Genomic DNA, 24,531 nt, shown 5'->3' with positions numbered 1-24,531 from the left:
GACGGACGTGGAACCAGTTTTTGGATATCTGAAGGCCAATTTAGGTTTCACTCGCTTCTCCGTCAGGGGAAAACAACGCGTGAAACGGGAGCTCGGCTTCGCCCTCATGGCGGTGAACTTACGGAAGTTCATCGCCATGGGCCTCGGGAGAAGTGCAAAGAAGGGGTCCGGCCACCGAAAATCGGTGACCGGACCCCTCTTTTTATTGAAAAGCTTTAAAACCGGCTAGTTATGTCCCAGCCTCTTTTCTTTACCGGTCGATCAGTTGCGCTGTGACGAGCGCTTTGGCGACGAGTTGTGTCCCTTGTGTCATCTCGACGTCGACTTTCCCGAACTTTCGTCCGAGGTCGAACACGTTCGCCGAGACGCGGATTTGGCTCTCGATTTGAATCGGTTTCATGAAGTAGACCGTGATATTCTCGACGACAAGGTCGCCTTTTTTCATATGCCGCAAACTCCGGGTCGCCCCTTCGACTAGAAGCGTCGTCAAGACTCCGGACGACGCCGTCCCCATGTGGCTCGTCATTTGAGGTGCCACTTCGACCGTGAACGCCGTCCCGTTCGAAGTCGGATCCTCTTTCAACTGATTGGTGATCATATTATCAAACGTCTCACCGACTTGTGGTTGCCGGTTCGCGAGCTGAAGCGCCTTTAGGACGTCTTGACGGCTGATGATGCCGAGCAGGCGACCGTAGTTGTCGACGACCGGCAACATCTCGATCCCTTCCCATACCATCTGGTGGGCCGCATTCGTGACACTTGTCTGAACGCCGGCCGTGATCGGGCTTTTCGTCATCACTTTTTCGATTTCTGTATCGTGCGGTCGATCGATGAGATCTTTGGCGGTGATGACGCCGACGACTTTCATCTGGTCGTCGATGACCGGGTAACGGTTGTGCTTCGTCCGTTCATTGAGTTCGTGCCAACGTTTGACCGTATCGTCCACTTTTAAATAAAACGTATCGTGTAACGGAATGACGATATCCGAGACGAGCAGAATTTCCTTTTTGATCAAACGGTCATAGATGGCGCGGTTGATCATCGTCGCCACGGTAAAGCTGTCATAGGAAGTCGAGATGACGGGCATGTTGTACTTATCCGCCATCCGTTTCACTTCGTCGGTCGTATCGAATCCACCGGTGATCAGTACGGCCCCGCCTGATTGCAAGACGAGTTCATGCGCTTTCTCCCGGTTCCCGATGATGACGAGCGAGTCGACGTCGATATATCGCATCATCGCTTCGAGCTTCATCGCCCCGATGACGAACTTAGATAGCGTTTTATGCAGGCCGTCGCGTCCGCCGAGCACTTGACCATCAACGATGTTGACGACTTCGGCAAATGTCAGTTTTTCAATGTTCTCTTTATGTTTGCGCTTGATGCGGATCGTGCCGACCCGTTCGATCGTTGACACGAACCCCAAGTTCTCCGCTTCTTTGATGGCCCGATAAGCCGTCCCCTCTGATACCGCAAGTTCTTTGGCGATTTGGCGAACGGAGATTTTAGACCCGACATCGAGCGACTCGATATGTGCTATGATCTGTTCATGTTTTGTTGTCATGTCACGAGTCCCTTTCCTCAATACATTTTCTGTCATCCTCAGTATACTGTATCAGTGAACCTTGTTCAAACTGTACTACTGAAAATGCAACATTTCCTTTCCATTTTGGAAAACGCTATAATGAACGAGAAAGCCACTGAACAAGAAGGAAGGGAATCGAGTTGAATCAACGAACCAACCACATTGCACAATCTTTGGCCACGAAAGGGCTAGACGCCGCGTTTGTCACGTCAAAAGCGTCCGTCTTCTATTTTTCAGGAGTATACGCCGAGGCCCATGAACGTTTGATCGCTATCCTAGTACTGAAGAACGGGACAACGGCGCTCGTCTGTCCGGCCCTTGAAAAAGGAATCGTCGAAGCGAGCGACTGGAACGGTGAGATCGTGACGTACATGGACCACGAAAATCCGTGGGACAAAGTCGTCAAACTGTTTCTCGACCAACAAATCATTCCGGAACGAATCGGGATTGAAGGCGAGCATTTACCATATAACCGCGTCGAACAACTGCGTGCCGGATTTGCCGGACTGTCGATCATTGATTTGACGGAAGAATTACAAGCGCTCCGAATGATCAAGTCGACAGATGAGATCCGGGTCATGAAACGCGCGGCCGAACTTGCCGACATGGCAATCGAAGCCGGCATCCGCGCGTTGCGTGAAGGGGTGACCGAACTTGAAGTCATCGCCGAGATCGAATACGCCATGAAACGGCAAGGTGTCCGTGAAATGTCATTTGACACACTCGTCTTGTTCGGTGAAAATAGCGCCGATCCGCATGGTGTTCCTGACAACAACCGACTCAAAAAAGGTGACTTCGCCTTATTCGATCTCGGTGTCGTCTGGCAAGGCTACTGTTCAGACATCACCCGCACCGTCGTCTACGGTGAGGCGAGCACAAAACAACGGGAAATCTACGAGACCGTGCTCCGGGCCGAAGAAGCCGCCATCGAGATGGCGAACGTCGGGACGACGCTCGGCTCGATCGATATCGCCGCCCGCCAAGTCATCACGACGGCCGGATACGGGGAATACTTCACCCATCGCGTCGGTCACGGTATCGGCATCGAGGTCCACGAGTTCCCATCGATGGCAGCCAACAACGATATGACGGCCCAGGTCGGCATGACGTTCACGGTCGAGCCAGGCATTTATCTCCCTGGTGTCGGCGGCGTCCGCATCGAGGATGACATCGTCATGACCGAAAGCGGACCAATCTTGTTGACGAGCTTCCCGAAGACGTTACAAGAAATTTAAAAGAGGTTGACTAACACAATCAAATTCGCTCGTCCTTCCGGTGCCCACGCTTTCCGCAGGTAATCCCTGAGCCTTAGTACCATCGGACGAGCAAAGCAAACGGTCGCCCTCGGGCGGCCGTTTCACGTTCTACCGCGGACGAGAACGACCGTTACATAGTATTTCTTCAATTTCATGTCGGGCAGAGCGCCTCAAGGTCTTCGGACATAATAAAAGACGAACGAGATTGCTTTTAGCGACCTCGTTCGTCAACAGCTTGAGGTTGAAGGCATATGTCTTCAACCTCTTTTTCAATAGAACAGGCGCCACATCACTTCGCGCTGTGGCACTTCGTCACGCTCCATCTTGTTCATGAAAGACGGTTTATCGTACGGGATCGTCTTAGCACTGACACGCAGTCCCGCCTCATCCCACTGCAGCACCCCGTAGCGGGCCAAATCGTCTTTGGCGACGCCGAGCGCCCCTGGATTGAAATACCGTTTGCGCTCATCTTGAAACGCGTGGACCGGGTGATGGTGGCCGAAACAAACGACGTCCGCCGCGTAATCACCAAATAAGCGCTGCATGTTCGGAAGCGTCGCTTCGACGATGTCATGAAACGGCTCGTCGACGATCGATGCCTCACGCTTTTCAGTCGGGATGTGGTAATGAATGCCGTATATATGCTCCCTGCCTATCGTTTGCTCGATCGTCCGCGGCAATTTCATAAGCGCATCGGCGTAGTCAGGGCGCAACGTTCGCGCGACCCATTCGTGATGAGGCCGCGTATGGGCATAACTTTCGGGATGTCCCGTTCCCGCGAGCAGTGAGAGGACGGCTTCATCGTGGTTTCCCGTGATCATCTTGACACCTCGGTCGAGGAGTCGCGCCATCACTTCGTTCGAATCTGGTCCCATCGCGATCATATCGCCGAGACTCCAGATGTCATCGATCCCTTGACCGTCCAACTCGTTCAATACCGCGTCTAACGCTTGGACGTTCCCGTGAATGTCCGTCAAAATGGCCAACTTCATATGAAGCACTCCTTACTTTCGATATTGGTGGACGACGTTGACGCCTCCTGTCACATCGATGACTGCCCCGGTGACCATGTCCGAGTCCCGCGCGAGCAAGAACATGATCATTCGCGCGATATCTTCGCCGGTCCCATGCCGACCGACCGGTGTTTGATTATCCGGTTCAGCGGATTCGATCCGCATCTCTTTCTGCGCACCGACGATGTTACCCGGATTGATCATGTTCGCCGTGATACCGTGCACCGCTTCCTCGAGCGCGACCGTCTTCGTCAAACTGACGAGACCGGTCTTCGCGGCAGCAAAGGCGGACCGGTGCAACCAGCCCGGTGCCGTCGCACTCTCAGGGAAGCCGTACGTGATGATACGACCGAACTGTTTCGCCCGCATATCCGGAATCGCCCGACGCATCAGCCAAAACGAGGCGGACAAGTTCCCGGTGATCACTTCCTCCCACTCCTCGTCCGTCAAATCAACGAGACATTTCCGTTCGAAAATATATGGACCCGCGTTCAAAATCAAAGCGTCCGGCTTACCGAACTTGCTCACCGCCTCGTCATAACCGGCCGTCACCGCTTCTCGGTCCGTCAACGGCGTCTCGATCATATGTAGCCGTTCATGCTCCCAATCAATCGGTTTTCGTTGAAGCACGCTGACATACCAGCCCTCCTCCAACAGTCGTTCCGTCACAACCCGGCCGATCCCTTTCGCACCAGCCGTGATGACTACGTGTTTCATCGTCATCCCTCCTCTGTATCATCTTACCCGTTCCATCTATCGATTTCCAAACTTCAACCTGTTCCGTAAGAAAGTTGTGAAAATTTCATCCATTCTCAAAAGAACCGAGCGTGAATTTCCAGTGAAGTGGTATACTATATATGTAAGCCGCACGTACATTTCAAGCGAAAGGTTGGGATTTACATGGCAATTGTCTACAAACATATCCTTTCTGCCGTCGACGGCTCGAAAGAGGCGGAACGCGCATTCGAAACAGCAATCGACGTCGCACTTCGAAACGACGGAAAACTGTATATCGGTCACGTGATCGATACACGGACGTTCGCAACGGTCGAAGCATACGATCGGACGATTACCGAACGTGCAGAAACTTATGCGAAAGAACTGCTCGACGACTATGTCAATCGGGCCAAAGAACGTGGTGTCAAAGAAGTCGAAACGGTCATCGAATACGGTTCGCCTAAAGTGACGATTGCGAAAAAAATCGCCCCGAATCACGAAATTGACCTTATCATCTGTGGAGCGACCGGCTTGAATGCGGTCGAACGCTTCTTTATCGGTAGCGTATCCGAGAGCATCGTCCGGTACTCGAAGTGCGACGTCCTGATCGTTCGTCAATAATTTTATTAAAAAAAGAGTCATCGCGTTTGCGATGACTCTTTTTTATTGGCTTATAAGACTTTGACCGTGACCGTCTTGCGGCCGAAGTTGATGGCCGCACTTTGCGAGTACATGAGAATGTCGATCTTATGTCCTTTGATAGAGCCGCCTGTATCAGCCGCCGTGTACGTACCCATCAACTTCCCACCGACATACACTTGTACTTTAGAACCGAGCGGGATGACGCGCGGGTCGACAGCGACGACGTTATGTCTTTGTGTACGAACGTTCCATCCGAGTGCCGTCTTACCTGAACACCCTTTGCAGTATGGTGTGTAGGCAGAAGCGTTCATCGTATACGATTTCACGCTCGCTTTCGCAACCGGTTTAACGGTGCGTAAGTATTTGGTTGCGATCCAACCGGCCTTACCTTTATAGTTGACGCGAATCCAAGCCCCTTTTGTACCAGTGCGCTGGAGTTGTTGTCCTTTATTGATTTTTCCAAGTACTTTGCCATTCGTGGTGGCTGCTGAGCGGATATTTAATCCGTCGACTTGACTAGCTACATAAATTTTAGAAGACGCCTCTACTGGTTGTTGCGGTAAAAGCATGGCGAATGTCATGACCGTCAGTAATAAGACCGTTCCAATTTTTTTAAACATGAGGTTCGTCCTTTCCTAGTCGGTTTGTTTTGTCGTTTTTCATAGTTGTCAGTTCTTGGTGATTGTTACGTTCAAACATAAACACGATGCGTCAAGACGAGTAATGTTTCGTCCAGATAACTATATGACGAAACAACCGGACGTGCGTTTACAACTAAAATTCATTTGAATGACACAAAAATTACAGGAGTGTTACAAAAACGGACTATTTTAACGTCGGATGACAACTTTACAGATATATGACCTTTTGTGTCATATTAAATTCCAATTATTGGTTTCAATATGACTCAAACGTTACAAACGTATCGTTTTTCGACTCTTTTTATTACAGTGCGCGTCTCCCGGATAATCCTTTAGACACAATTTTCCCGGATGAACTATGACAAAAGAACTAAAAAAAGTCGCGCTGTTCGGATGAACAGCGCGACTAGAGAGGTTAAATTGTGTGGATTAAGCGTGTGTTTCTAAAAGGTTTGCGATCCGAACTGTATCGCGGGCGATGACCAATTCTTCATTCGTCGGAATGATGATGACTTTGACCGGCGAATGCGGATAGTTGATGAACAACTCTTTGCCGCGTGCTCCGTTGTTGAGTGATGGATCCCAGTAGACGCCCATGAATTCAAGCCCACGCAGGATACGCTCACGAATGACGTCAGAGTTTTCACCGACACCCGCCGTGAAGATGATGGCATCGACGCCGTTCATCTCAGCAGCGTACTGACCGATGTAACCGTGAATCCGGTTCGAGAAGATTTTAAGTGACACTTCAGCCCGGTGGTTACCTTCTGCTGCAGCTTGTTCGATATCACGTAAGTCACTTGAAATACCCGACAGACCGTAAACGCCTGATTCTTTGTTCATGACGTTCAATACGTCTTCAGCCGACTTGCCCGTTTTTTGCATAAGGAATGGGATGAGGGCCGGGTCGAGTGATCCTGAGCGCGTTCCCATCGTGATTCCTTCAAGCGGCGTGAAGCCCATCGTCGTATCGATCGAACGACCGCCGGCAACCGCTGCGATTGACGCCCCACTGCCGAGATGGCATGAGATCAAGCGCAAATCTTCGAGCGGACGACCGAGTAGCTCAGAAGCACGTTGCGTGACATATTTGTGGCTCGTCCCGTGGAAACCATATTTCCGTACCCCGTGTTCCGTGTAGTACTCGTACGGGAGGCTGTACAGGAAGTTTTCTTCCGGCATCGATTGGTGGAAAGCCGTATCAAAGACGGCGACTTGCGGCACGTTCGGCAAAATCGTTTGGAATGCACGAATCCCAGTCAAGTTAGGCGGGATGTGAAGCGGTCCGAGTTCGACGAACGATTCGATGTTCTTCATCACTTCCTCATCGATCACGACTGAATCCGCGTACAGTTCTTTCCCGTGAAGAACACGGTGCCCGACACCCGAAATTTCATCGAACGAAGCCATGATTCCAAGGTCAATCAATTTTTCGAGCGCAAGCTCGACCGCTTCTTTATGTGTGTGAAGCGGTGTGACGACGTTGAACTTTTGCCCTTCGCCGTATTTAATAGTAAAGATCGCATCGTCTTTTCCAACGCGCTCGACGAGACCAAGCGCGAGCATGTTCTCAGATGGCATCTCGAGAAGTTGGAACTTCAGTGACGAACTACCTGCGTTGACTGCCATAATTTTTGTCATGTCATACACCTCTTACCTTTCGATTTAAACACGTTTCTTTATCTGTTCTCTTTAAAACCGATAACTGTATCATAATGAAGATACTTGATATGGCATATGTTTTTCAAGTCTTTTGCCCAATAAATATTATGTTGTTTTAAACCATTCATCAATCTGTTTCACAATATTGGCAACAGCGCGCACATCAGTGAACGATGGCAACTCGACGAGGAGCGCTTGTTTCGGGCGTGTGACGCCCTCTCCTTGCTTCTGTAAGATGAGGATACTCTTCGCATACCGTTCATCTTTGAACATCGTCGTCGGCAGTTGAAGCACACCCTTCACGACCGCTTCTCGGTCCATCCACTGTTTTAATTTCCCTTCATCATCCTGTTCAAACAAATTGTTCGGGATGACGAAGACACCATGGCCTCCCGGCAACGTATGCCGCATCGCCTGCTCGATCATCAAGAAGTGAGAATAGGAATGACCTTCTTCTCGCTTCAACTCATAACCGCTCGCCACTTCGTCGTTCGGATAATAACCGATCGGCAAATCGACGAGTGTGAGGTCACTCGGCTCGACGAACAGCGGTGCAAGTGCGTCTTGATGGAAGTAAGAAACCGGCTTTTTGAGCAAATTGCTGATCGCATATGACAAACGAAGCATCAATTCATCGACTTCGACGGCTTGTGCGGTCGCGTCCTTCACTTGCGATAAAATGGCGTGGACGAGAGTCCCGGTGCCGCTTCCGAGTTCAAGCACGTTCGCTCCGTCTTTGACGAGCTTCGTCGCCAAATATCCGATAAACAAGCTGACTGCGTCCGGTGTCGGTTGATGGTTCGGCGGAAGCGTTGTCGTCTCTTCAAGCACAAGCAGACTCACTGCCTTGCGCACGTCATCCGGTTTCTCCGATTCAACGTCGACTCGCTCAAACACCTCGATCAAAGCTTCGAGCGGCAATAAATCGAGGTCGCCCACCAATTTTTTCGTTTCTTTCTTCCAATCTCGGTACAACTGTTCAAATCGTTCCATAGTCGTTCATCTCCTCCATACAAAACCGGCTCTCGTTTCGAGAGCCGGTTGGTTAACTACAATATAGTGTAAGCTATTCGTCCACGTTTCGCCAAGTGAATCAGTTTGCCGCGTCGAACGCTTCAAGCGCCGCGTCAAAATCGACTTCGTCTGTCATCTCATCCATATACTGAACGTATTGGATAGTTCCTTCCGAGTCGATCACGAAGACTGACCGGGCTAGCAAACGAAGCTCTTCCATGAGCACACCGTACGAATGCGCGAACGACTGGTCGCGGTGATCTGACAACATGATGACGTTATCGAGACCTGACGCCGCACACCAGCGTCGCTGGGCGAACGGTAAATCGTTCGAGACGGTCAATACCGTTCCACCGAGCGCTGCCGCGTTTTCATTGAACGCACGAGTTTGCGTGTCGCATAGTCCTGTATCGATCGATGGGACGACACTAATCAATTTCTTCCCTGGGTAAGACGCGAGCGACACTTCTTCGAGTGCAGTCGTGAGGGCGGTGAAATCGGGTGCAGCATCTCCCACTTTCACTGGATTCCCTTGCAATGTGACTGTATTCCCTTTAAATGTTGGCATCAAATCATCCCCTTGTTCTGAATTTTACTTCTTCATCATATCGATGGTGCCGTCACGAAGACAAGCATCCTGCTTCAGACGGCCTGATTGTCATTTTCCCTATATCGGACGCCTAAAACAAGTTATAATGAGAAGGACACAATTGACAAAGGGGATGATTTAGATGAGAAACAACGTGTATCTGCACCATCGTAACGTCAACGAGTTCACGAAAGAGGTAAAGAAATTAAGAGAGATCGGGGAGAAACATGGTTTCAACATCATGGACCGCCCGGAAGATGCCAACATCATCGTCGCCATCGGGGGAGATGGCGCGTTTTTACAGGCCGTCCGTTACACCGGGTTCCGTCAAGACGCCATTTATGTCGGTTTCGGCCGCGGCCTCAACGAATTTTACTGTGACTTCGATATACATAAACTCGACGAAGTCGACCGTTTATTCTCGGATAACTCTGCCCGGATCGAAGCCGGTCTCGAAGTACGGAAATATCCGCTCTTATCCGCTTCGATCAACGAATCGTCGCCACTCCTCTGCCTGAACGAGGCATCGATCAAATCGAGTATCATCAAATCGCTTGCCATCGAAGTCTACATCGACGACCTCCACTTCGAGACGTTCCGCGGGGATGGAATGGTCGTATCGACACCGACGGGATCGACCGCCTACAATAAATCGTTGAATGGCGCGGTCGTCGACCCGCTCATCCCATGCATGCAAGTGAGTGAAATTGCTTCGGTGAACAACAACCGTTATCGCACGCTCGGCTCAGCGTTCATCGTCCACGCATCACGCAAGCTGTCGCTCCGCATCGTTGAAGACGGAAACGATTATCCGATTATCGGCATGGATAACGAAGCGCTTAGTCTGAAATATACAGACCGGATCGACATCGAATTGTCGGACAAGGTCGTCAAAACGGTCAAGTTGAAAACCAACTCGTTCTGGCACAAAGTGCAACGCTCTTTCTTCTAAACTGACAAAGGCTAGTCGTCCATCGCGGACGACTAGCCTTTTCTCATGCTTTGATGACGTCTGCCTCGTAGACGGGCGAACCTTCGACGACGGTCATGACAAGTCGGTTGCTCAAAATATCTTGTCCGTTCAAGTCGAAGAAATCCTCTTCCCAAACGGTGAACGTCGCATTATAGCTTTGAATCAACAGGCCGTCACGGCCATGCGTCCCGGTCGCGACACGCGGTGAGTAGGTGAAACTCCGTAGCGCCTCGTACATCGACAGACGTTCCGTTGGATTCAGTGCACCCGACGCTTCAAACGATTGTCGTGTCACAGCGGCATAGAGCCCCTTTCTGACGTCGACAGAAGAGATCGGGGCATCACTACCCCCGAGTACGAGCGCACCCGTATCGAGCATCGATTTAAACCGATACGCGTCGTCGACCCGTTCGTTGCCTAGGCGGTCGAACAACAAGTCCATATCATCCGACAAAAAGACCGGTTGCGCGTCGATGAGGACCGGCAACGCACTGATCCGCTTCAACAGCGAATCGTTCAATAGCGAAGCGTGGATGATGCGGTCGCGCGTCCCTCGTTTCGCCGGATACTTCTCGAGCAGCGTGATGAACTGCTCAGCCGCCGCATCTCCGATGACATGAGCCGCAACGTTCATCCCGTATGAGCGCGCTTTTTTGACGAGCGCCTCGAGGTGGTCCGGGCGGTGGACTTCGATCCCGCGCTGCCCGACTTCATCTGCATACGGCTCGGACAAGAGCGCCGTCCGGCCGCCGAACGAACCGTCGACGAAAATCTTCATCGCCCCGAAGTCGAAGCGCAGGCGCTTCGCAAGCGCATCTTTTTGCAGCAATTGATCAACGACTTGTTCATGGACGAGCAGATGGGCATGGAACGGAAGTTCTTGAAGCACATCTTCATATGCTTGAATCGTCTCGAGCGGATCTCCGTGGTAGAACAAGTCTTCCGTGTGGGCTCCGACGATCCCATGGGCGAACAACGAGTCGACGGCCCGACGGATCGAGGCGACGTTCTTCTCACGATTTCCGCCGAGCTCTTTATGGAGCAGATCGAGCGCCGCATCGTACAACACGCCGTTCAATTTCCCGTCGTCATCACGTCCGAGCTTCCCGCCTTCAATGACGGTGTGATGAATGAGGCCTAAGCGCTCGAGGCCTTTCGAGTTGACGACGGCGACGTGGCGACAGACGCGCTTCAAGACGACCGGGCGATCCGGAATGACGGCATCGATCATCTCACGTGTCGGCATCTGTCCGAGCAGACGATCGTTAAAGCCTTCAGCGACGATCCAGTCGTCCCCTCCCGACTTCGCTTTCATCGCTTCGAGCAAGGCGTTTAAATCCGTCGTCTCGGTCGCGTCGATGCGGTCGAGCGCCTCGCCATATCCGATCAAGTGAATGTGCGAGTCCGTAAACGCCGGATACACGCTCTTCCCTTCGAGGTTCACAATCTGTTTGATCCGGCCCGCGTATGTACGGCGAAGATGACCTTCCTCCCCGAGTTTCAACACGCGTCCGTGCTCGACATACATCGCCCGTGCCATTTCATGTTCTTTGTTCAGCGTATAGATCTTTCCGTTTACCCAAAGCGTTCCCATCACAAAATTCCTCCTCGATTCAAAAAAGATTGACGTCTACGTTAATTCCCGTTTACGTCAATCTTCATGCATAGATTATTTTCGAAGCATATCTTGTTGTTCTAAACCTTTTTCAACACGTTGACGGATCTCGCGAGCCGCTCCTTCGTCGAAGCGCCCGAGCACACGTTCACCGATTTCGACGGCCGTACCGTACTCGCCGTGTAAAAACTTGTTCTCAGCGAGCGTCAAGGCGACATGCACCTCGTTATCACGACGACGGTACCGATTCGCATACTGGAGCAACTGTTCCGCATACGTCACTTGCCGGAGCAGTGCTTTGACGCGGTCACGGAAGTTATCCATCGTTTCCTCGACATCGTGACTGAGGCCGACGATATACGTCATGTTGAACGGTGCCTTCTCGAACTGTTCATCTAGCGACTGCACCCCTTTTTGAAGTTGTCGCATGTCACTCGTCAAATCAGTCGGAACGACCGGCATCGCGCTCTTCGCCAAGAGGCGACGGTGAGCGGACAATTCCTTCTTCCATGACTCGAGTTTATTTCGAACTTCGAGCTCTTCTTTACGAAGCGAGTTCGTATTTTCGATAAACCGTTCATGCATCGCACCGAACTGGTCGAGTGACCGTTTCGCATCTTGCACTTTTGATTTGATCAGACTGAACGGAATCACCTGAGCGACGAGTGCTTGTTCGATATCGAGGACGTTCGCAGCGAGCACCGCACGTTCCCGGTCCAATTGTTCGAACTCCTCACCGACCCGGGCATTGATCTCATAGTTGCTGACAAGCCGCGACATCTCTTGGTGAAGGCGCGTCATCAATTCGTTCGTCTGCCGTTCGCGTTCTTTGACCCCAGCAAACTCATTTTTTACGTACTGCCTTGCATCGACCTCGGAGCTGAACGCCTCGAACAATTGATCGATATCCGAACTGAGTTGCTGCATGTCCGTTTCAAAGTGTTCAAAATCAAGCTGTTCGATCCGAGTCATGAGCGCAAGACGGCGGTCTTCTGCCTGCTCGATCTCTTCGACTAACCCGAGCGTCTCGAGGGCGTAGCCATCCATCTGCATTTCTTTATGACCCGCACGCAGTTGATTCAGTTGGTGCTTTAAGTCAAATTGAACCGTCCGGACAAACTGGGGAATCACTTGAACGAGTTCACGGATCTTCGTCACCTTTTCAGACAGGACTTGGCCGGCCATGAACGCCTCTGAGACTTGCCCTTCTTGCTTGAGGGTCATCATCTCGGTCCGTTTCGCTTCCGCAACAGCGATTTCGGTTTCGACGAGATCGTATGTCGGGCCAAAAGCGCTATTTTGAGAAATGAGCGTCTTGCGGAACTGATACAGTTCTTTCTCGTCTTTTTTGACGATATCTAGCAGGGAGGCATGATAGTCGTTAAACTCTGCCATCTCATCGAGCATCGCGTGAACCATCGCTTCGAGTTCTTCGATCACCTGTTCGGTCGCAGCCAAGTCTGATTTGACTTTAAGGAAACGATATTTGTCGAGGTCTTCCTCTGAACGATATAGCGCCTCATCGATTTGACCCGTGTGGACGCTGACGAGTTCATCCCACGACTGGTGCCAGCGTTCGAATTTTTCTTTCGTTTCGCCTTCCATCGGCCACTGTTTGAACTTTTGAAGCTCGGCCGGGACACTCGCACTCAGGATGCCTTGTTTTCGCATATCCAAATCATCAATTTTCTGGTAAAAACTTCGTCTAGCTAGCATACTACCTAACATTGCTCCTAGAGCGATGACAATAATTCCAATTAAAATTCCGTATATTCCGTAATCCATCTCTGTAACAACCTCCAAGCCGCTTTCGTGGACTTATGTATCTTTAAGAAGAAAATGAAGTATTTTATAAGTATAGATATTAATAATCATATTATAGAAACAATGTTTTGCATAGGTTTTCCAACGGTTTAGGGAGAGAATGTTATTTTCCGCGAAATTCTTTTTGGGAGACAAAATAAAAAAATGCGTGTACCATGATGCTAATCTGAAATACATCTTGATATAGGAGGGAAACAAATGTTCCAAACTACTACTTACTCTGGCGACCTGGCCGCCGGCTATGACTTACTTAACAAACAACTCGCTGCCCTGCTCGAAGGAGAGACGAACCAAGTCGCTAACCTTTCGAACGCGAGCGCTCTGCTCAACCAGTTTCTTGACCGCATCAACTGGGTCGGCTTCTATTTGACTGACGGTGACGACAGCCTCATCCTCGGACCGTTCCAAGGTCTTCCTGCTTGCGTCCATATCGCCTTCGGCAAAGGCGTCTGCGGCACCGCCGCCTCGACACAAGAGACACAGTTGATCGCCGACGTCCACCAATTCCCAGGCCATATCGCCTGTGATGCGGCCTCGAACTCTGAAATCGTCGTCCCGCTCATCCGTGACGGCAAAACGATCGGCGTCCTCGATATCGACAGTCCCGAGTTCGATCGCTTCTCAGAAGTCGATCGCCAAGGCTTAGAGCAATTTTGCCAGACATTACTTCGCTTCATCTGATTGACAAGCTGCCCGATCCATCGTATACTGATTTTTGTGCATGAAATGACGATAGCAGTCCTAGACAGACGTATCCACCTTTCGGGCCTCGACTGAGTCGGAGGAGCATCTTGTAGCTTCGCTATCAAGTGAAGGTGCTTGAACCTAGAAAGGGGCGTCACCCGTCTTTGACACCGTTGTTCTTTTGTGCAAAATACATGAACAACAAGGAGGAGTCCAATCATGGCTCGTTACACAGGTCCAGCTTGGAAACTCTCGCGTCGCTTAGGCATCTCGCTTAGCGAAACGGGTAAAGAATTAGCAAAACGTCCTTACGCACCAGGCCAACACGGCAATGGTCGTCGTAAAATCTCTGAATACGGTCTTCAGCTTCAAGCGAAGCAAGCACTCCGTCACATGTACGGAATCAACGAGAAGCAATTCCGTCGCATCTTCAACGATGCTGGGAAAATGCAAGGTATCCACGGTGAGAACTTCATGTTCTTGCTCGAGTCACGCCTTGACAACCTCGTTTACCGTATGGGCCTCGCTCGCACACGTCGTGGAGCACGCCAACTCGTCAACCACGGTCACATCCAAGTTGACGGTTCACGTGTAGACATCGCGTCTTACCGTGTAAAACCAGGTCAAGTCATCTCGGTTCGCGAAAAATCGAAAACTTTCAAAGCGATTGCTGAAGCTCTTGAAGTAGCACCAGCTACAAAAGAATTCATCACGTTCGATGCTGAGAAACTCGAAGGTACGTACGTACGTATCCCTGAGCGCGCTGAATTGAACGACCAAATCAAAGAGCAACTCATCGTTGAGTACTACTCACGTTAATGCTTTTATCCCCTTCTCTCGAGAAGGGGATTTTTTTATATCAAGATCTGTTCGCGAATCCGGCCCATCTGCGTATCGAGCGCGTCCGCCATTCGGGCCGCCTCGATGAGCTCTTGCCGTGACGTCTCGGGGATTTGATGCTGATATTTATATTGAAGCTTATGTTCGGTCGCCGCCCAAAAGTCCATCGCGAGCGTCCGAATTTGAATCTCGGCCGGCACCCAGATGACACGTTCCGCCAAGTACACTTTCGTCCGCACAATCAGATGGAGACTGCGGTAACCGCTCGGCTTCGGATGTTCGATATAGTCTTTGATGACGTCGATCTGTAAGTCGTCCCGCTTTTTCAAGTGATCGAGAATCGCGTAGATGTCATCGCGGAAACTCGTGACGATCCGTACGCCGGCGACGTCATAAATATTGTCCCATAACGCTTCCACTTCGAGTGGGAGCTGTTTTTGATTCATCTTCCGAATGATCGACGGCAACGTCTTCATCCGCGTCTTCACGTGTTCGATTGGCGAATAGCCGAGTCGGGTCTGCCAATCGAGGTCGATGATGCCAAGGTCGCTCTCAAGCTCCGTGATCGCCATCTCGTAATAGCGGAACCGTTCCCGCCACTGATGAAACTGTTCGCCAAAAAACTCTTCGATATCCATTAGACGTCCTCCTCGTTCTCTATATTTGAAATGGTATCAGACCACACCTGATTTGACACAACAAAAAAAGTCCATGTCCGCAAACTTTGCGGACATGGACGGATCGGTTAGACGTGACGGATCACGAAGTATTTCTTTTTGCCTCGGCGGATGATTGTGAAGTCCCCGAGCGTGTCTTCACGCGTGACGAGCTTGTCGAGCGCTTGCTCGCGTTCGCCGTTCAAGTAGATCGCCCCGTTTTGGACGTCTTCGCGCGCTTGGCGTTTTGATGGAGCGATTTTCGCCTCGACGAGAAGATCGACGAGATTGCGTTCGCCGTCGAGTTCGAACTGCGGCATCCCTTTGAACGCGGCATCCATATCCTCGGGCTTGAGTGTCTTCAAATCGCCGCTGAAGAACGCTGTCGTGATGCGTTCCGCTTGATCGAGACCCGCCTCACCGTGGACGAGCTTCGTCATTTCCTCGGCGAGACGGCGCTGTGCTGCACGTTTTTCAGGTGCTGCCGTCATTTCCGCTTCGAGCGCGTCGATCTCTTCATGCGTCATGAACGTGAAGTACTTGATGAACTTGATGACGTCGGCATCGTCGACGTTGATCCAAAACTGGTAAAACTCGTACGGTGTCGTCTTGTCCGCGTCGAGCCATACCGCACCACCGGCCGTCTTCCCAAACTTCTGTCCGTCCGACTTCGTGACGAGCGGCACAGTCAGACCGAACGCCTTCTCCGAATGGCCGAAGCGACGGATCAACTCAAGCCCGGCCGTGATGTTGCCCCACTGATCGCTGCCGCCGACTTGGAGACGGCAATTCTCTGTCTCGTACAACTTCAAGAAATCAAACGATTGGAGCAACATGTATGAGAACTCCGTGTACGAAATCCCGTTTTCCATGCGCGAATCGACCGAGTCTTTCGCGAGCATGTAGCTGATCGGGAAGTGCTTGCCGATGTCACGTAAGAAATCGATGATCGACAACTCTTCTGTCCATTCATAGTTGTTGCGGATCGTGATCGGGTTCTCCCCTTCGAGCGGGAGGAAGCGGCTCAACTGATCTTTGATCCGGTCCGAAAATTCTTTGACCGTATCGAGCGTGTTGAGCGATCGTTCGTCCGACCGTCCTGACGGGTCGCCAATCATCCCGGTCGCGCCACCGACGAGCGCGATGACGTGGTGTCCCGCCTCTTGGAAACGCTTCAACGTCAAGATCGGTAGCAAGTGTCCGATATGGAGCGAGTCCGCCGTCGGGTCGAACCCTGTGTATAGTGTCGTCGGTTTGCTCAGTTGCTCTTTCAATCCTGCCTCATCCGTCATTTGGTTGACGAGCCCTCGAAATTCTAAATCTTTTAATAGTTCCATGTTTTCCACTCCTTCAATTGACATAAAAAAAACGTCCCTTCTCAAATGAGAAGGGACGGAGATTCCGCGGTACCACCCTAATTGCCACAACCGTGGCCACTTAAAACGAGAGATAACGGTCCCAACCCGGCCGAATGGCACGCTCAAAAAGTGTAATTCATCGTTGACATTGGCTAGTTCACAGCACCCACTAGCTTTCTGGACAAGCGGTCAACCGACTACTTCGTTTTTTTCATCGCGTCTACTATTATTGACTATGCTATTCATTTTATAAGTTCCGTTTCCTCGTTGTCAACTGCAAGATTGAAACTTGCATTAGTCTGCTCATTCACGATAAGGTGGGCAAGGACTTGTGCTATAATCGTATATAATACTGTCTAAAATAGTTTTACACCATATTAAGGAGGCTGTCATGCTGCAGAAGATTCGAGACATATGGAACACACCAAAGTCGTTGAAAGCCCGCCGTTATGCCAATGTATTTTATGATGTGTCGTGGAACGTTTTGCTCCTCACCATCATCTCTGTCGTCCTCATCGGTTTCTTAGGTGCCGGGATCGGGGCCGGATATTTCGCATCACTCGTTAAAGATATGCCGACTCCAGCCTATAAAACGATGACGTCACAAATCAATACGTACTCATCGACGTCCGATATTTACTTCGGAAGCGGTGAACGAATTGGGAACTATACGACCGATGAAGTTCGGGTACCGATCACGGTCGATAAAGTTTCACCTTTTGTCGTCGATGCCCTACTCGCCACCGAAGACGTCGAGTTTTATGAACACGACGGCGTCGTCCCGAAAGCGACGCTTCGGGCCATCCTGCAAGAAGCGACCGGTTCGGAAGAGCGGACAGGTGGTTCGACACTAACCCAACAGCTCATTAAAAACCAAATGCTGACGAACGAGGTCTCATTCGAACGGAAAGCAAAAGAAATCCTGCTTGCCCTCCGTTTAGAGAAAGCGATGGACAAAGACGAGATTTTGAACGCCTACTTGAACGTCGTCTCGTTCGGCCGTAACTCGATGGGACGCAACATCTCAGGCATCGAGGCCGCCTCGCGCGGCGTCTTCAACACGTCGGCCGAGAAGCTGACGTTGCCGCAAGCCGCGTTCTTGTCCGGCATCCCGAAAAACCCGTTCCTTTACACCCCTTACTATCAAGGCGGAGTCATTAAGGAAGATGTATCACCGGCGATCAACCGGATGAAGACGGTGTTGAACCGGATGTACGTTGCTGGCAAGATTACAAAAGCAGACTATGACGCCGCATATAATTACGACATCACGCAAGACTTCATGAAGACACAGTCGAAGCCGCGAGACCGGTATCCGTACGTGATTGACTTGGCCGAACGTGAAGCACTTGCGATTGTAACCGCTCATCTACTCAAGCAAGATGGCATTAACTTGAACGACCTTGAACCGAGTGAACGGAAAGAAATCGGCTCTAGCTATGGGAAGCGCGCTCATAACGCCCTTCGCCAAGGCGGGTATAAGATTCATTTGACGCTCGACAAACAAATCCATGAATCGATGCAACAACCTGCCAAAAATGCAGACAATTTTGGTCCGAATCAAAACTTTGATGGCAAGAGTTATCCGGAACAAACGGCCGGAGTCATGCTTGAAAACAAAACCGGACGTGTGCTTGGATTTGTCGGCGGTCGTTATATTAACGGCAAGACCGAAGAATATAACCACGCGACACAGATGACACGCCAAATCGGATCGACAGCAAAACCGATTCTCGTTTACGCGAACGCGATTGAAGCTGGCATGATTACACCTGCAACGACCATCATTGATGAAAAGTACTTCTACAAGTTTGATTACAGCGAACGGAAAGATCCTGTAAAAAATGAAAGTGCCCAATATCGTGGTCCTGTCACGGTGCGCGACGCCCTCAAACTGTCACTCAACGTTCCTGCTGTCAAGATTTACGAAGAGCGAAACCAGATGGAGTCAGATACTCAAAAACTAATTGATATGGGTATTAACGTTTCTGACGCTAACCGAAAAGCATCTTCAATGGCACTCGGCGTTGGTGAAGTAAGTCCTGTAAATCTTGCTTCCGCTTACGCCATGCTCGCTAACTACGGGGAACATGTCGAACCGTATTTCGTCGATCGGGTCGAATACCAAGGGGAAACAATTTTTGAGGCCAAACCGAAAAAGACACGTATTTACGAAGACCGCACCGCTTATCTCGTCGTCGACATGTTACGTGACGTTTACACGTCCGGCACCGGAACGTACGCAAAATCATTGTTGAACGTCCCTGGCGACTGGATGGGCAAATCCGGAACGACTCAGAAGATGCGTGATTCGTATCTCGTCGGTTCGACTCCAGACGTCACGCTCGCTGTCTGGTCAGGGTATGACTCGCAAGAACTCAGTATGACGGATGCTTATCCGTACGGACCATATTACCAACGTACGCAACGCATCTGGTCTCAGACTGCTAACCGCGTTTACGCTGATAAGCCCGAAATTTTCAACACAAACGCACAATTCAGCCAACCGTCTAGTGTCAAACCGGACGACTTTAAAGACTCTGGATCGTTCTCTGAGAAGAAAAAACTTGAAGAGAAGAAAGAAGAGGAAGCGAAGAAGAAAGCTGAAGAAGCAAAACAAAAAGCCGAAGAAGCCAAAGAAGAAGCTGAACAGGCAGAACAAGATGCAGATGCACAGCGTGATGCTGATGCAAAAGCAAAAGCTGAAGCTGAAGCAAAACAAAAAGCTGAGGCCGCAAAGAAAGCCGAAGAAGAAGCAAAGAAAAAAGCTGATGCTGCTAAAAAAGCCGAAGCTGAAGCCAAGAAGAAAGCTGAAGATGAAGCGAAAGCAAAAGAAGAAGCCGAGAAAGAGGCGGATGCTTCATAACGCAAGCCAAACGAAAGGTCGACACGCGATGTGTCGACCTTTTTTATGCTCAATCTTCCATCGTCGATAAGTCTCCGGCCTCAAGGTTCAACTCCCACGCTTTGAGGACGCGACGCATAATTTTCCCGCTCCGCGTTTTCGGCAATTTGTCTTTGAACTCGATCTCACGCGGTGCCGCATGGGCCGCCAAACCTTCTTTGACGAATTTTTGGATTTCTGCTTTCAATTCGTCCGATGGCTCATAGCCTTTGCGAAGCGCGATGAACGCTTTGATGATCTCACCGCGGATCGGATCCGGTTTCCCGATGACTCCGGCTTCGGCGACAGCCGGATGCTCGACAAGGCGGCTCTCGACTTCGAACGGTCCGACCCGCTCTCCTGCCGTCATGATGACGTCATCCACTCGGCCTTGGAACCAGAAATAACCGTCCTCGTCCATATAGGCCGAATCACCAGATACGTACCAGTCACCCCAGAAGTAGCTCTCGTACTTCGCATCATTTTTCCAAATTTTACGCATCATCGACGGCCAAGGCGTCTTCAATGCCAAGTTGCCCATCCGATGCGGTGGTAGCGGTTGGCCACGGTCGTCTAAGATCGCCGCCTCACAGCCAGGAATCGCTTTCCCCATCGACCCCGGTTTAATGTCCATCGTCGGATAGTTACAGATCATCATCGCTCCTGTCTCCGTCATCCACCACGTGTCATGAATGCGTAGCCCGAACGATTCGTTGCCCCAGCGAATGACTTCCGGGTTGAGCGGTTCGCCGACCGATAGAATGTGGCGCAGTGATGACAAGTCGTACTTTTCGAACGCTTCCTCCCCCGCGCCCATCAACATCCGGAACGCTGTCGGCGCGCTGTACCAGACGGTGACGCCGAACCGCTCGATGACCGAGTACCAAAACTCAGGGTTGAACCGTCCGCCGACAATCACGTTCGTCGCCCCGTTCAAGAATGGCGCAAAAATTCCGTAACTCGTACCCGTCACCCAGCCCGGGTCGGCGGTGCACCAGTAAATATCGTCCGGTTGCAAATCGAGCACCCATTTCCCGGTCATCAAGTGCTGGACCATGGCGTTATGGACGTGCAAGACGCCTTTCGGTTTCCCGGTCGAGCCCGACGTATAATGCAAGATCATGCCGTCTTCCCGGTCGACCCACGTAATATCGAGATCGGTCGATGCGTCATGCGCCAGTTTCCGGTAATCGATGATTTTCCCTGACTCGTCGACGTCGTCGCCAACAAGCAAAATCGTCTCAAGATGTGGCAATTGATCGACGGGTATACGCGGCAACAGCGCCTCTGTCGTCACGATGACTTTCGCTTCCGCGTCGAGCAACCGGTCGTGTACCGCCTGTTCCATGAACGCCTCAAATAGCGGCCCGACAATCGCACCGAGCTTTAACGCACCGAGTAAAATAAAATAAAGTTCTGGACTCCGTGGCATGAAGACAAAGACACGATCGCCTTTCTCCACCCCAACCGATTTCAGAACATTTCCAGCACGATTGCTTTCCTGTTTCATCTGCGCGTAAGTATACCGCTCTTCCCGATCCCCATCGAAATAGAGCAGTGCCAGTTTGTCCGCCAGCTCCCCTTCAGCGTGACGATCAATCGCCTCGTACGCCATGTTGACATTTCCAGTCAAGTTCCAAGACAATAATGCTTCTGCTTGTGTCCACTCGAACGACTGACAAGCCTCTTCATACGACGCTAATTGATGTTCCCCTGATAACGCTTTCAATTTTTCCATCGTCAAAGATTCGCCTCCCCCTATAATGAATGGTGTATCCACTTTCAGTATAGTGTTAATATTATGACAAATCAATGAATTTCCAAAAACTCCAAAACAGTGTGAACGTTGTGCAATGAAAGCGCTATAATAGAACGTGAAGAAGGTGGTGACTCCATGGAAAAACAATATCATTCAAAAGTGTGGGAAACCTCACTCGGAGCCGTAATCATCGATGGACCAATCGGGAGCGACGTGCTCGCAACGTATCGGCTTGATGAAGGCTTGACCGCGTTTCGAGAGCCAGAAGACCAACATAAGGCGCTCGTTGAAATTGCCGGGTTGAAAGAAGGACGGATCATCGTCGCGCGCGTTGACGACCTCGTCATCGGTTACGTCACGTATTTATATCCGGACCCGTATGAACGTTGGAGCGAGGGCAATGATCCGTATATTCTCGAGCTCGGCGCCATCGAGGTGAGCCCGCGCTTCCGGGGACAACGGATCGGTAAACAGCTACTCGAAGTGTCGATGCTGGATCCACATATGGATGATTTTTTAATCTTGACGACGGAATACTATTGGCACTGGGATTTAAAAGGAAGCGGTCTGTCGATTTGGGACTACCGCAAAGTGATGGAGAAAATGATGAACCACGGCGGTCTTGTCTTCTATCCGACGGACGACCCGGAAATCGCGTCCCACCCGGCCAACTGTCTGATGGCCCGCATCGGAAAAAACGTGCGGCAAGAATCGATCGATCACTTCGATTCACTCCGGCTTCGACGCCGGTTCATGTATGACTGAGGAGGGTTACGATGCTGATTGAGCAAATGATGAATCGCCACGTCGTGACGATTCAACCGACCAATACGATTGCGCACGCGGCAAAACTCATGCGCGACCATAAAGTACGCCACTTGATCGTCACCAATCCGGCCCGGCAAGTCGTCGGGATTGTCGGTCAGTTCGAGATGAGCGGCGCCACAAGTGTATTTCATCCAGAGAGTGAGCGTGCCGACTTTAAAAACCCCGTCTCGAGCATTATGCGTCAGGACGTGACGACAGCCCACCCGTACGATTTTTTTGAAGACGCGGCCGCCCTGTTCTATGAATATCGTTTGACGTGCCTGCCGATTGTCGAGCAAGGGAAACTTGTCGGTGTGTTGACCGAAACCGATTTACTTCGTTATTTCGTCCAATTGACGGGCGCACTCGAACCGAGCTCGCAAATCGAGATCCTTGTCGAGAATACGACCGGGGCACTTGAAAAAGTGACGCGGCTCTTAGCAAAAACGAACGTGAATATTATCAACGTCTTCGTCCATCCGACACCCGATCCATATAAGCGAATCATCTCATTCCGTGTTCAAACGATGAACCCGCTGCGCATCATCGATCGATTAAAGCGAGAAGGTTTTGACGTACTGGGTCCGGAGATGTTCCAATGAGACCCGCCTACATATTCGGGGAGAATGAGAACTCGTACCGCTTCCACGCGGATCATCCGTTCAATCCGATCCGTTTGGAGCTGACGACATCTCTTCTGGTCGATTCCGGAAAACTGTCAGCCTCTGAGTGGATCGCCTCACCGATTGCTTCAGTCGAGTCGCTCGCGCTTGTCCATGACGTCGACTACATCGAGGCCGTCCAAGCAGCTGCCGCGGGTAAACTGTCAGGGCTGAAAGCAAATAAATTCGGACTCGGGACGGAAGATACGCCCATCTTCCCAGCTATTCACGAAGGAGCTGCCCGGCTCGTCGGCGGAACGATGCATGCGCTTGAACTCGTCGCGAGCGGACAAGTCGAACGCGCTTTTCACGTCGGTGGCGGGCTCCATCATGGGATGAGACGAAAAGCGTCCGGCTTTTGCGTCTATAACGACGCCGCCGTCGCCATCGCTCACGTCCGCAAGCAATACGGGACGCGGGTCCTCTACGTCGATACAGACGCTCACCACGGAGACGGTGTCCAATGGCTGTTCTATGATGACGAGGATGTGATGACGCTATCGATCCACGAGACCGGCCGCTACCTCTTCCCAGGCACAGGCGCGGTCACAGAGCGCGGCAACGGGAACGGCTACGGCTATAGTTGGAACGTCCCGATTGATGCTTTCACCCAAGACGAATCGTTCCTGCGCTGTTACGAGACCGTGCTCCGGGAAGCGTGTGAGTGGTTCAAACCAGATATCATCTTGACGCAGAACGGGGCTGATGCGCACGCGTTCGACCCGTTGACGCATCTCGCCTCGACGATTCATACGTTCGAACAAATCCCTCAAATCGCCTCTCGCCTCGCCGACGAGTACACAGAAGGACGACTCGTCGCCCTAGGCGGCGGCGGGTACGACTGGTTCCGAGCTGTCCCGCGCGCCTGGTCGCAAGTGTGGGCCGGATTGACACGCGAAGCTCCGTACGCAGGCGACATCCCCTCCGCTTGGATTGAACGGTGGCAAAAAGAGTCAGACCAGCCGTTGCCGACGACATGGGATGACCATTCGTACACGTTCGACCATATTCCGCGACGGCAACAAATCGAAGAGAAGAACTGGGAAGTGACGAAACGCGCATTTTGGCCGTTCATCTCAAACGACCGCAAGTCACTTTACTTATGAAAAGAGGCTGGGACATAACTAGCCGGTTTTAAAGCTTTTCAATAAAAAGAGGGGTCCGGTCACCGATTTTCGGTGGCCGGACCCCTTCTTTGCACTTCTCCCGAGGCCCATGGCGATGAACTTCCGTAAGTTCACCGCCATGAGGGCGAAGCCGAGCTCCCGTTTCACGCGTTGTTTTCCCCTGACGGAGAAGCGAGTGAAACCTAAATTGGCCTTCAGATATCCAAAAACTGGTTCCACGTCCGTC

23 protein-coding genes and 1 other annotated feature are annotated in these 24,531 nt (G+C 51.2%); of the genes, 10 read left to right on the top strand and 13 right to left on the bottom strand.

The annotated features are described in order from the left end of the window. A partial coding sequence (locus BJU60_RS15415) for a transposase (RefSeq protein ID WP_254281710.1) occupies positions 1–229 on the top strand: 229 nt, incomplete at its 5' end. Between the two features lie 21 nt (positions 230–250). Here BJU60_RS15415 and BJU60_RS14485 read toward each other — a convergent pair. After that, the gene (locus BJU60_RS14485) at positions 251–1,561 is read right to left on the bottom strand and encodes a DRTGG domain-containing protein (RefSeq protein ID WP_070329497.1); all 1,311 of its coding nucleotides are present in this window, start codon (positions 1,559–1,561) and stop codon (positions 251–253) included. Positions 1,562–1,722: 161 nt separating this feature from the next. Here BJU60_RS14485 and BJU60_RS14480 point away from each other — a divergent pair, with 161 nt between their 5' ends. Then, positions 1,723–2,817 (top strand): M24 family metallopeptidase, encoded by a 1,095-nt coding sequence (locus BJU60_RS14480; protein ID WP_070329496.1) that lies wholly within the window; start codon positions 1,723–1,725, stop codon positions 2,815–2,817. 290 nt (positions 2,818–3,107) lie between these two features. Here the strand turns inward: BJU60_RS14480 and BJU60_RS14475 are convergent, their stop codons facing one another. Both BJU60_RS14475 and BJU60_RS14470 read right to left on the bottom strand, forming a co-directional pair. Continuing rightward, entirely contained in the window at positions 3,108–3,830 is a 723-nt protein-coding gene (locus tag BJU60_RS14475; protein WP_070329495.1) for a metallophosphoesterase family protein, read from the bottom strand. Between the two features lie 12 nt (positions 3,831–3,842). Further along, positions 3,843–4,568, bottom strand: a complete 726-nt coding sequence (locus BJU60_RS14470; protein ID WP_070329494.1) for an SDR family oxidoreductase — start codon at positions 4,566–4,568, stop codon at positions 3,843–3,845. A gap of 183 nt (positions 4,569–4,751) precedes the next feature. Here BJU60_RS14470 and BJU60_RS14465 point away from each other — a divergent pair, with 183 nt between their 5' ends. Beyond that, positions 4,752–5,189 (top strand): universal stress protein, encoded by a 438-nt coding sequence (locus BJU60_RS14465; protein ID WP_016508455.1) that lies wholly within the window; start codon positions 4,752–4,754, stop codon positions 5,187–5,189. 50 nt (positions 5,190–5,239) lie between these two features. Here the strand turns inward: BJU60_RS14465 and BJU60_RS15455 are convergent, their stop codons facing one another. The 4 genes from BJU60_RS15455 to tpx all read right to left on the bottom strand — a co-directional run bounded on the left by BJU60_RS15455 (position 5,240) and on the right by tpx (position 9,095). Then, entirely contained in the window at positions 5,240–5,830 is a 591-nt protein-coding gene (locus BJU60_RS15455; protein WP_070329493.1) for a 3D domain-containing protein, read from the bottom strand. Between the two features lie 450 nt (positions 5,831–6,280). After that, complete coding sequence (locus BJU60_RS14455) at positions 6,281–7,492, bottom strand: acetate kinase (protein ID WP_070329492.1); 1,212 nt, start codon at positions 7,490–7,492, stop codon at positions 6,281–6,283. Positions 7,493–7,618: 126 nt separating this feature from the next. Beyond that, positions 7,619–8,506, bottom strand: a complete 888-nt coding sequence (locus tag BJU60_RS14450) for a class I SAM-dependent methyltransferase (RefSeq protein ID WP_070329491.1) — start codon at positions 8,504–8,506, stop codon at positions 7,619–7,621. A gap of 100 nt (positions 8,507–8,606) precedes the next feature. After that, positions 8,607–9,095 (bottom strand): thiol peroxidase, encoded by a 489-nt coding sequence (tpx, locus tag BJU60_RS14445; RefSeq protein WP_070329490.1) that lies wholly within the window; start codon positions 9,093–9,095, stop codon positions 8,607–8,609. A gap of 163 nt (positions 9,096–9,258) precedes the next feature. Between tpx and BJU60_RS14440 the strand changes: the two genes are divergently transcribed. Beyond that, a complete protein-coding gene (locus BJU60_RS14440) occupies positions 9,259–10,068 on the top strand; it encodes an NAD kinase (RefSeq protein WP_070329489.1) in 810 nt (269 codons plus the stop codon). A gap of 43 nt (positions 10,069–10,111) precedes the next feature. Here the strand turns inward: BJU60_RS14440 and BJU60_RS14435 are convergent, their stop codons facing one another. Continuing rightward, positions 10,112–11,683 (bottom strand): amidohydrolase, encoded by a 1,572-nt coding sequence (locus tag BJU60_RS14435; RefSeq protein WP_070329488.1) that lies wholly within the window; start codon positions 11,681–11,683, stop codon positions 10,112–10,114. Positions 11,684–11,758: 75 nt separating this feature from the next. Further along, positions 11,759–13,489, bottom strand: a complete 1,731-nt coding sequence (gene ezrA, locus BJU60_RS14430) for a septation ring formation regulator EzrA (protein ID WP_070329487.1) — start codon at positions 13,487–13,489, stop codon at positions 11,759–11,761. Between the two features lie 237 nt (positions 13,490–13,726). Between ezrA and BJU60_RS14425 the strand changes: the two genes are divergently transcribed. Then, positions 13,727–14,209, top strand: a complete 483-nt coding sequence (locus BJU60_RS14425) for a GAF domain-containing protein (protein WP_070329486.1) — start codon at positions 13,727–13,729, stop codon at positions 14,207–14,209. A gap of 222 nt (positions 14,210–14,431) precedes the next feature. Continuing rightward, positions 14,432–15,031, top strand: coding sequence for a 30S ribosomal protein S4 (gene rpsD / locus BJU60_RS14420; protein WP_016508465.1), 600 nt, complete (start codon positions 14,432–14,434; stop codon positions 15,029–15,031). A gap of 35 nt (positions 15,032–15,066) precedes the next feature. On the opposite strand, the gene BJU60_RS14415 is transcribed toward rpsD, so the two are convergent. After that, positions 15,067–15,690, bottom strand: coding sequence for a GTP pyrophosphokinase (locus tag BJU60_RS14415; protein WP_070329485.1), 624 nt, complete (start codon positions 15,688–15,690; stop codon positions 15,067–15,069). A 107-nt stretch (positions 15,691–15,797) separates the two neighbouring features. Further along, the gene (tyrS, locus tag BJU60_RS14410; RefSeq protein WP_070329484.1) at positions 15,798–17,045 is read right to left on the bottom strand and encodes a tyrosine--tRNA ligase; all 1,248 of its coding nucleotides are present in this window, start codon (positions 17,043–17,045) and stop codon (positions 15,798–15,800) included. 48 nt (positions 17,046–17,093) lie between these two features. After that, positions 17,094–17,290 (bottom strand) — a binding site (T-box leader). Between the two features lie 167 nt (positions 17,291–17,457). Between tyrS and BJU60_RS14405 the strand changes: the two genes are divergently transcribed. Next, the gene (locus tag BJU60_RS14405; RefSeq protein ID WP_070329483.1) at positions 17,458–19,932 is read left to right on the top strand and encodes a transglycosylase domain-containing protein; all 2,475 of its coding nucleotides are present in this window, start codon (positions 17,458–17,460) and stop codon (positions 19,930–19,932) included. 49 nt (positions 19,933–19,981) lie between these two features. Here BJU60_RS14405 and acsA read toward each other — a convergent pair whose 3' ends face one another. Further along, the gene (gene acsA, locus BJU60_RS14400; RefSeq protein ID WP_070329498.1) at positions 19,982–21,688 is read right to left on the bottom strand and encodes an acetate--CoA ligase; all 1,707 of its coding nucleotides are present in this window, start codon (positions 21,686–21,688) and stop codon (positions 19,982–19,984) included. Between the two features lie 156 nt (positions 21,689–21,844). On the opposite strand from acsA, the gene BJU60_RS14395 reads away from it, so the two are divergent. From BJU60_RS14395 to BJU60_RS14385, 3 genes are read left to right on the top strand one after another with little or no spacing between them, the layout of a single operon-like run. Further along, positions 21,845–22,474, top strand: coding sequence for a GNAT family N-acetyltransferase (locus tag BJU60_RS14395; protein WP_070329482.1), 630 nt, complete (start codon positions 21,845–21,847; stop codon positions 22,472–22,474). Between the two features lie 11 nt (positions 22,475–22,485). Continuing rightward, on the top strand, positions 22,486–23,118 hold the full coding sequence (locus BJU60_RS14390) for an acetoin utilization AcuB family protein (protein ID WP_070329481.1): 633 nt from the start codon (positions 22,486–22,488) through the stop codon (positions 23,116–23,118). Then, positions 23,115–24,284, top strand: a complete 1,170-nt coding sequence (locus tag BJU60_RS14385) for an acetoin utilization protein AcuC (protein ID WP_070329480.1) — start codon at positions 23,115–23,117, stop codon at positions 24,282–24,284. Before BJU60_RS14390 ends, BJU60_RS14385 begins: the two co-directional genes overlap by 4 nt. Positions 24,285–24,302: 18 nt before the next feature. On the opposite strand, the gene BJU60_RS15400 is transcribed toward BJU60_RS14385, so the two are convergent. Continuing rightward, positions 24,303–24,531, bottom strand: a 229-nt coding sequence (locus tag BJU60_RS15400) for a transposase (protein WP_254281710.1), incomplete at its 5' end; no start/stop codon positions are given.

Source organism: Exiguobacterium aurantiacum (genome assembly GCF_001766415.1).
Lineage (GTDB): Bacteria > Bacillota > Bacilli > Exiguobacteriales > Exiguobacteriaceae > Exiguobacterium > Exiguobacterium aurantiacum_A.
The sequence above is the reverse complement of the archived record's forward strand: the minus strand, read 5'-3'. Positions and strand labels throughout refer to the sequence as shown.

Coding starts and splice junctions, on each gene's coding strand:
- BJU60_RS14450 (WP_070329491.1), bottom strand. CDS start 8,506: ATGGAACGATTTGAACAGTTGTACCGAGATTGGAAGAAAGAAACGAAA.
- BJU60_RS14415 (WP_070329485.1), bottom strand. CDS start 15,690: ATGGATATCGAAGAGTTTTTTGGCGAACAGTTTCATCAGTGGCGGGAA.
- BJU60_RS14485 (WP_070329497.1), bottom strand. CDS start 1,561: ATGACAACAAAACATGAACAGATCATAGCACATATCGAGTCGCTCGAT.
- BJU60_RS14455 (WP_070329492.1), bottom strand. CDS start 7,492: ATGACAAAAATTATGGCAGTCAACGCAGGTAGTTCGTCACTGAAGTTC.
- BJU60_RS14390 (WP_070329481.1), top strand. CDS start 22,486: ATGCTGATTGAGCAAATGATGAATCGCCACGTCGTGACGATTCAACCG.
- BJU60_RS15455 (WP_070329493.1), bottom strand. CDS start 5,830: ATGTTTAAAAAAATTGGAACGGTCTTATTACTGACGGTCATGACATTC.
- BJU60_RS14395 (WP_070329482.1), top strand. CDS start 21,845: ATGGAAAAACAATATCATTCAAAAGTGTGGGAAACCTCACTCGGAGCC.
- BJU60_RS14385 (WP_070329480.1), top strand. CDS start 23,115: ATGAGACCCGCCTACATATTCGGGGAGAATGAGAACTCGTACCGCTTC.
- rpsD (WP_016508465.1), top strand. CDS start 14,432: ATGGCTCGTTACACAGGTCCAGCTTGGAAACTCTCGCGTCGCTTAGGC.
- BJU60_RS14435 (WP_070329488.1), bottom strand. CDS start 11,683: ATGGGAACGCTTTGGGTAAACGGAAAGATCTATACGCTGAACAAAGAA.
- tpx (WP_070329490.1), bottom strand. CDS start 9,095: ATGCCAACATTTAAAGGGAATACAGTCACATTGCAAGGGAATCCAGTG.
- acsA (WP_070329498.1), bottom strand. CDS start 21,688: ATGGAAAAATTGAAAGCGTTATCAGGGGAACATCAATTAGCGTCGTAT.
- BJU60_RS14470 (WP_070329494.1), bottom strand. CDS start 4,568: ATGAAACACGTAGTCATCACGGCTGGTGCGAAAGGGATCGGCCGGGTT.
- BJU60_RS14405 (WP_070329483.1), top strand. CDS start 17,458: ATGCTGCAGAAGATTCGAGACATATGGAACACACCAAAGTCGTTGAAA.
- BJU60_RS14440 (WP_070329489.1), top strand. CDS start 9,259: ATGAGAAACAACGTGTATCTGCACCATCGTAACGTCAACGAGTTCACG.
- BJU60_RS14465 (WP_016508455.1), top strand. CDS start 4,752: ATGGCAATTGTCTACAAACATATCCTTTCTGCCGTCGACGGCTCGAAA.
- BJU60_RS14425 (WP_070329486.1), top strand. CDS start 13,727: ATGTTCCAAACTACTACTTACTCTGGCGACCTGGCCGCCGGCTATGAC.
- tyrS (WP_070329484.1), bottom strand. CDS start 17,045: ATGGAACTATTAAAAGATTTAGAATTTCGAGGGCTCGTCAACCAAATG.
- ezrA (WP_070329487.1), bottom strand. CDS start 13,489: ATGGATTACGGAATATACGGAATTTTAATTGGAATTATTGTCATCGCT.
- BJU60_RS14475 (WP_070329495.1), bottom strand. CDS start 3,830: ATGAAGTTGGCCATTTTGACGGACATTCACGGGAACGTCCAAGCGTTA.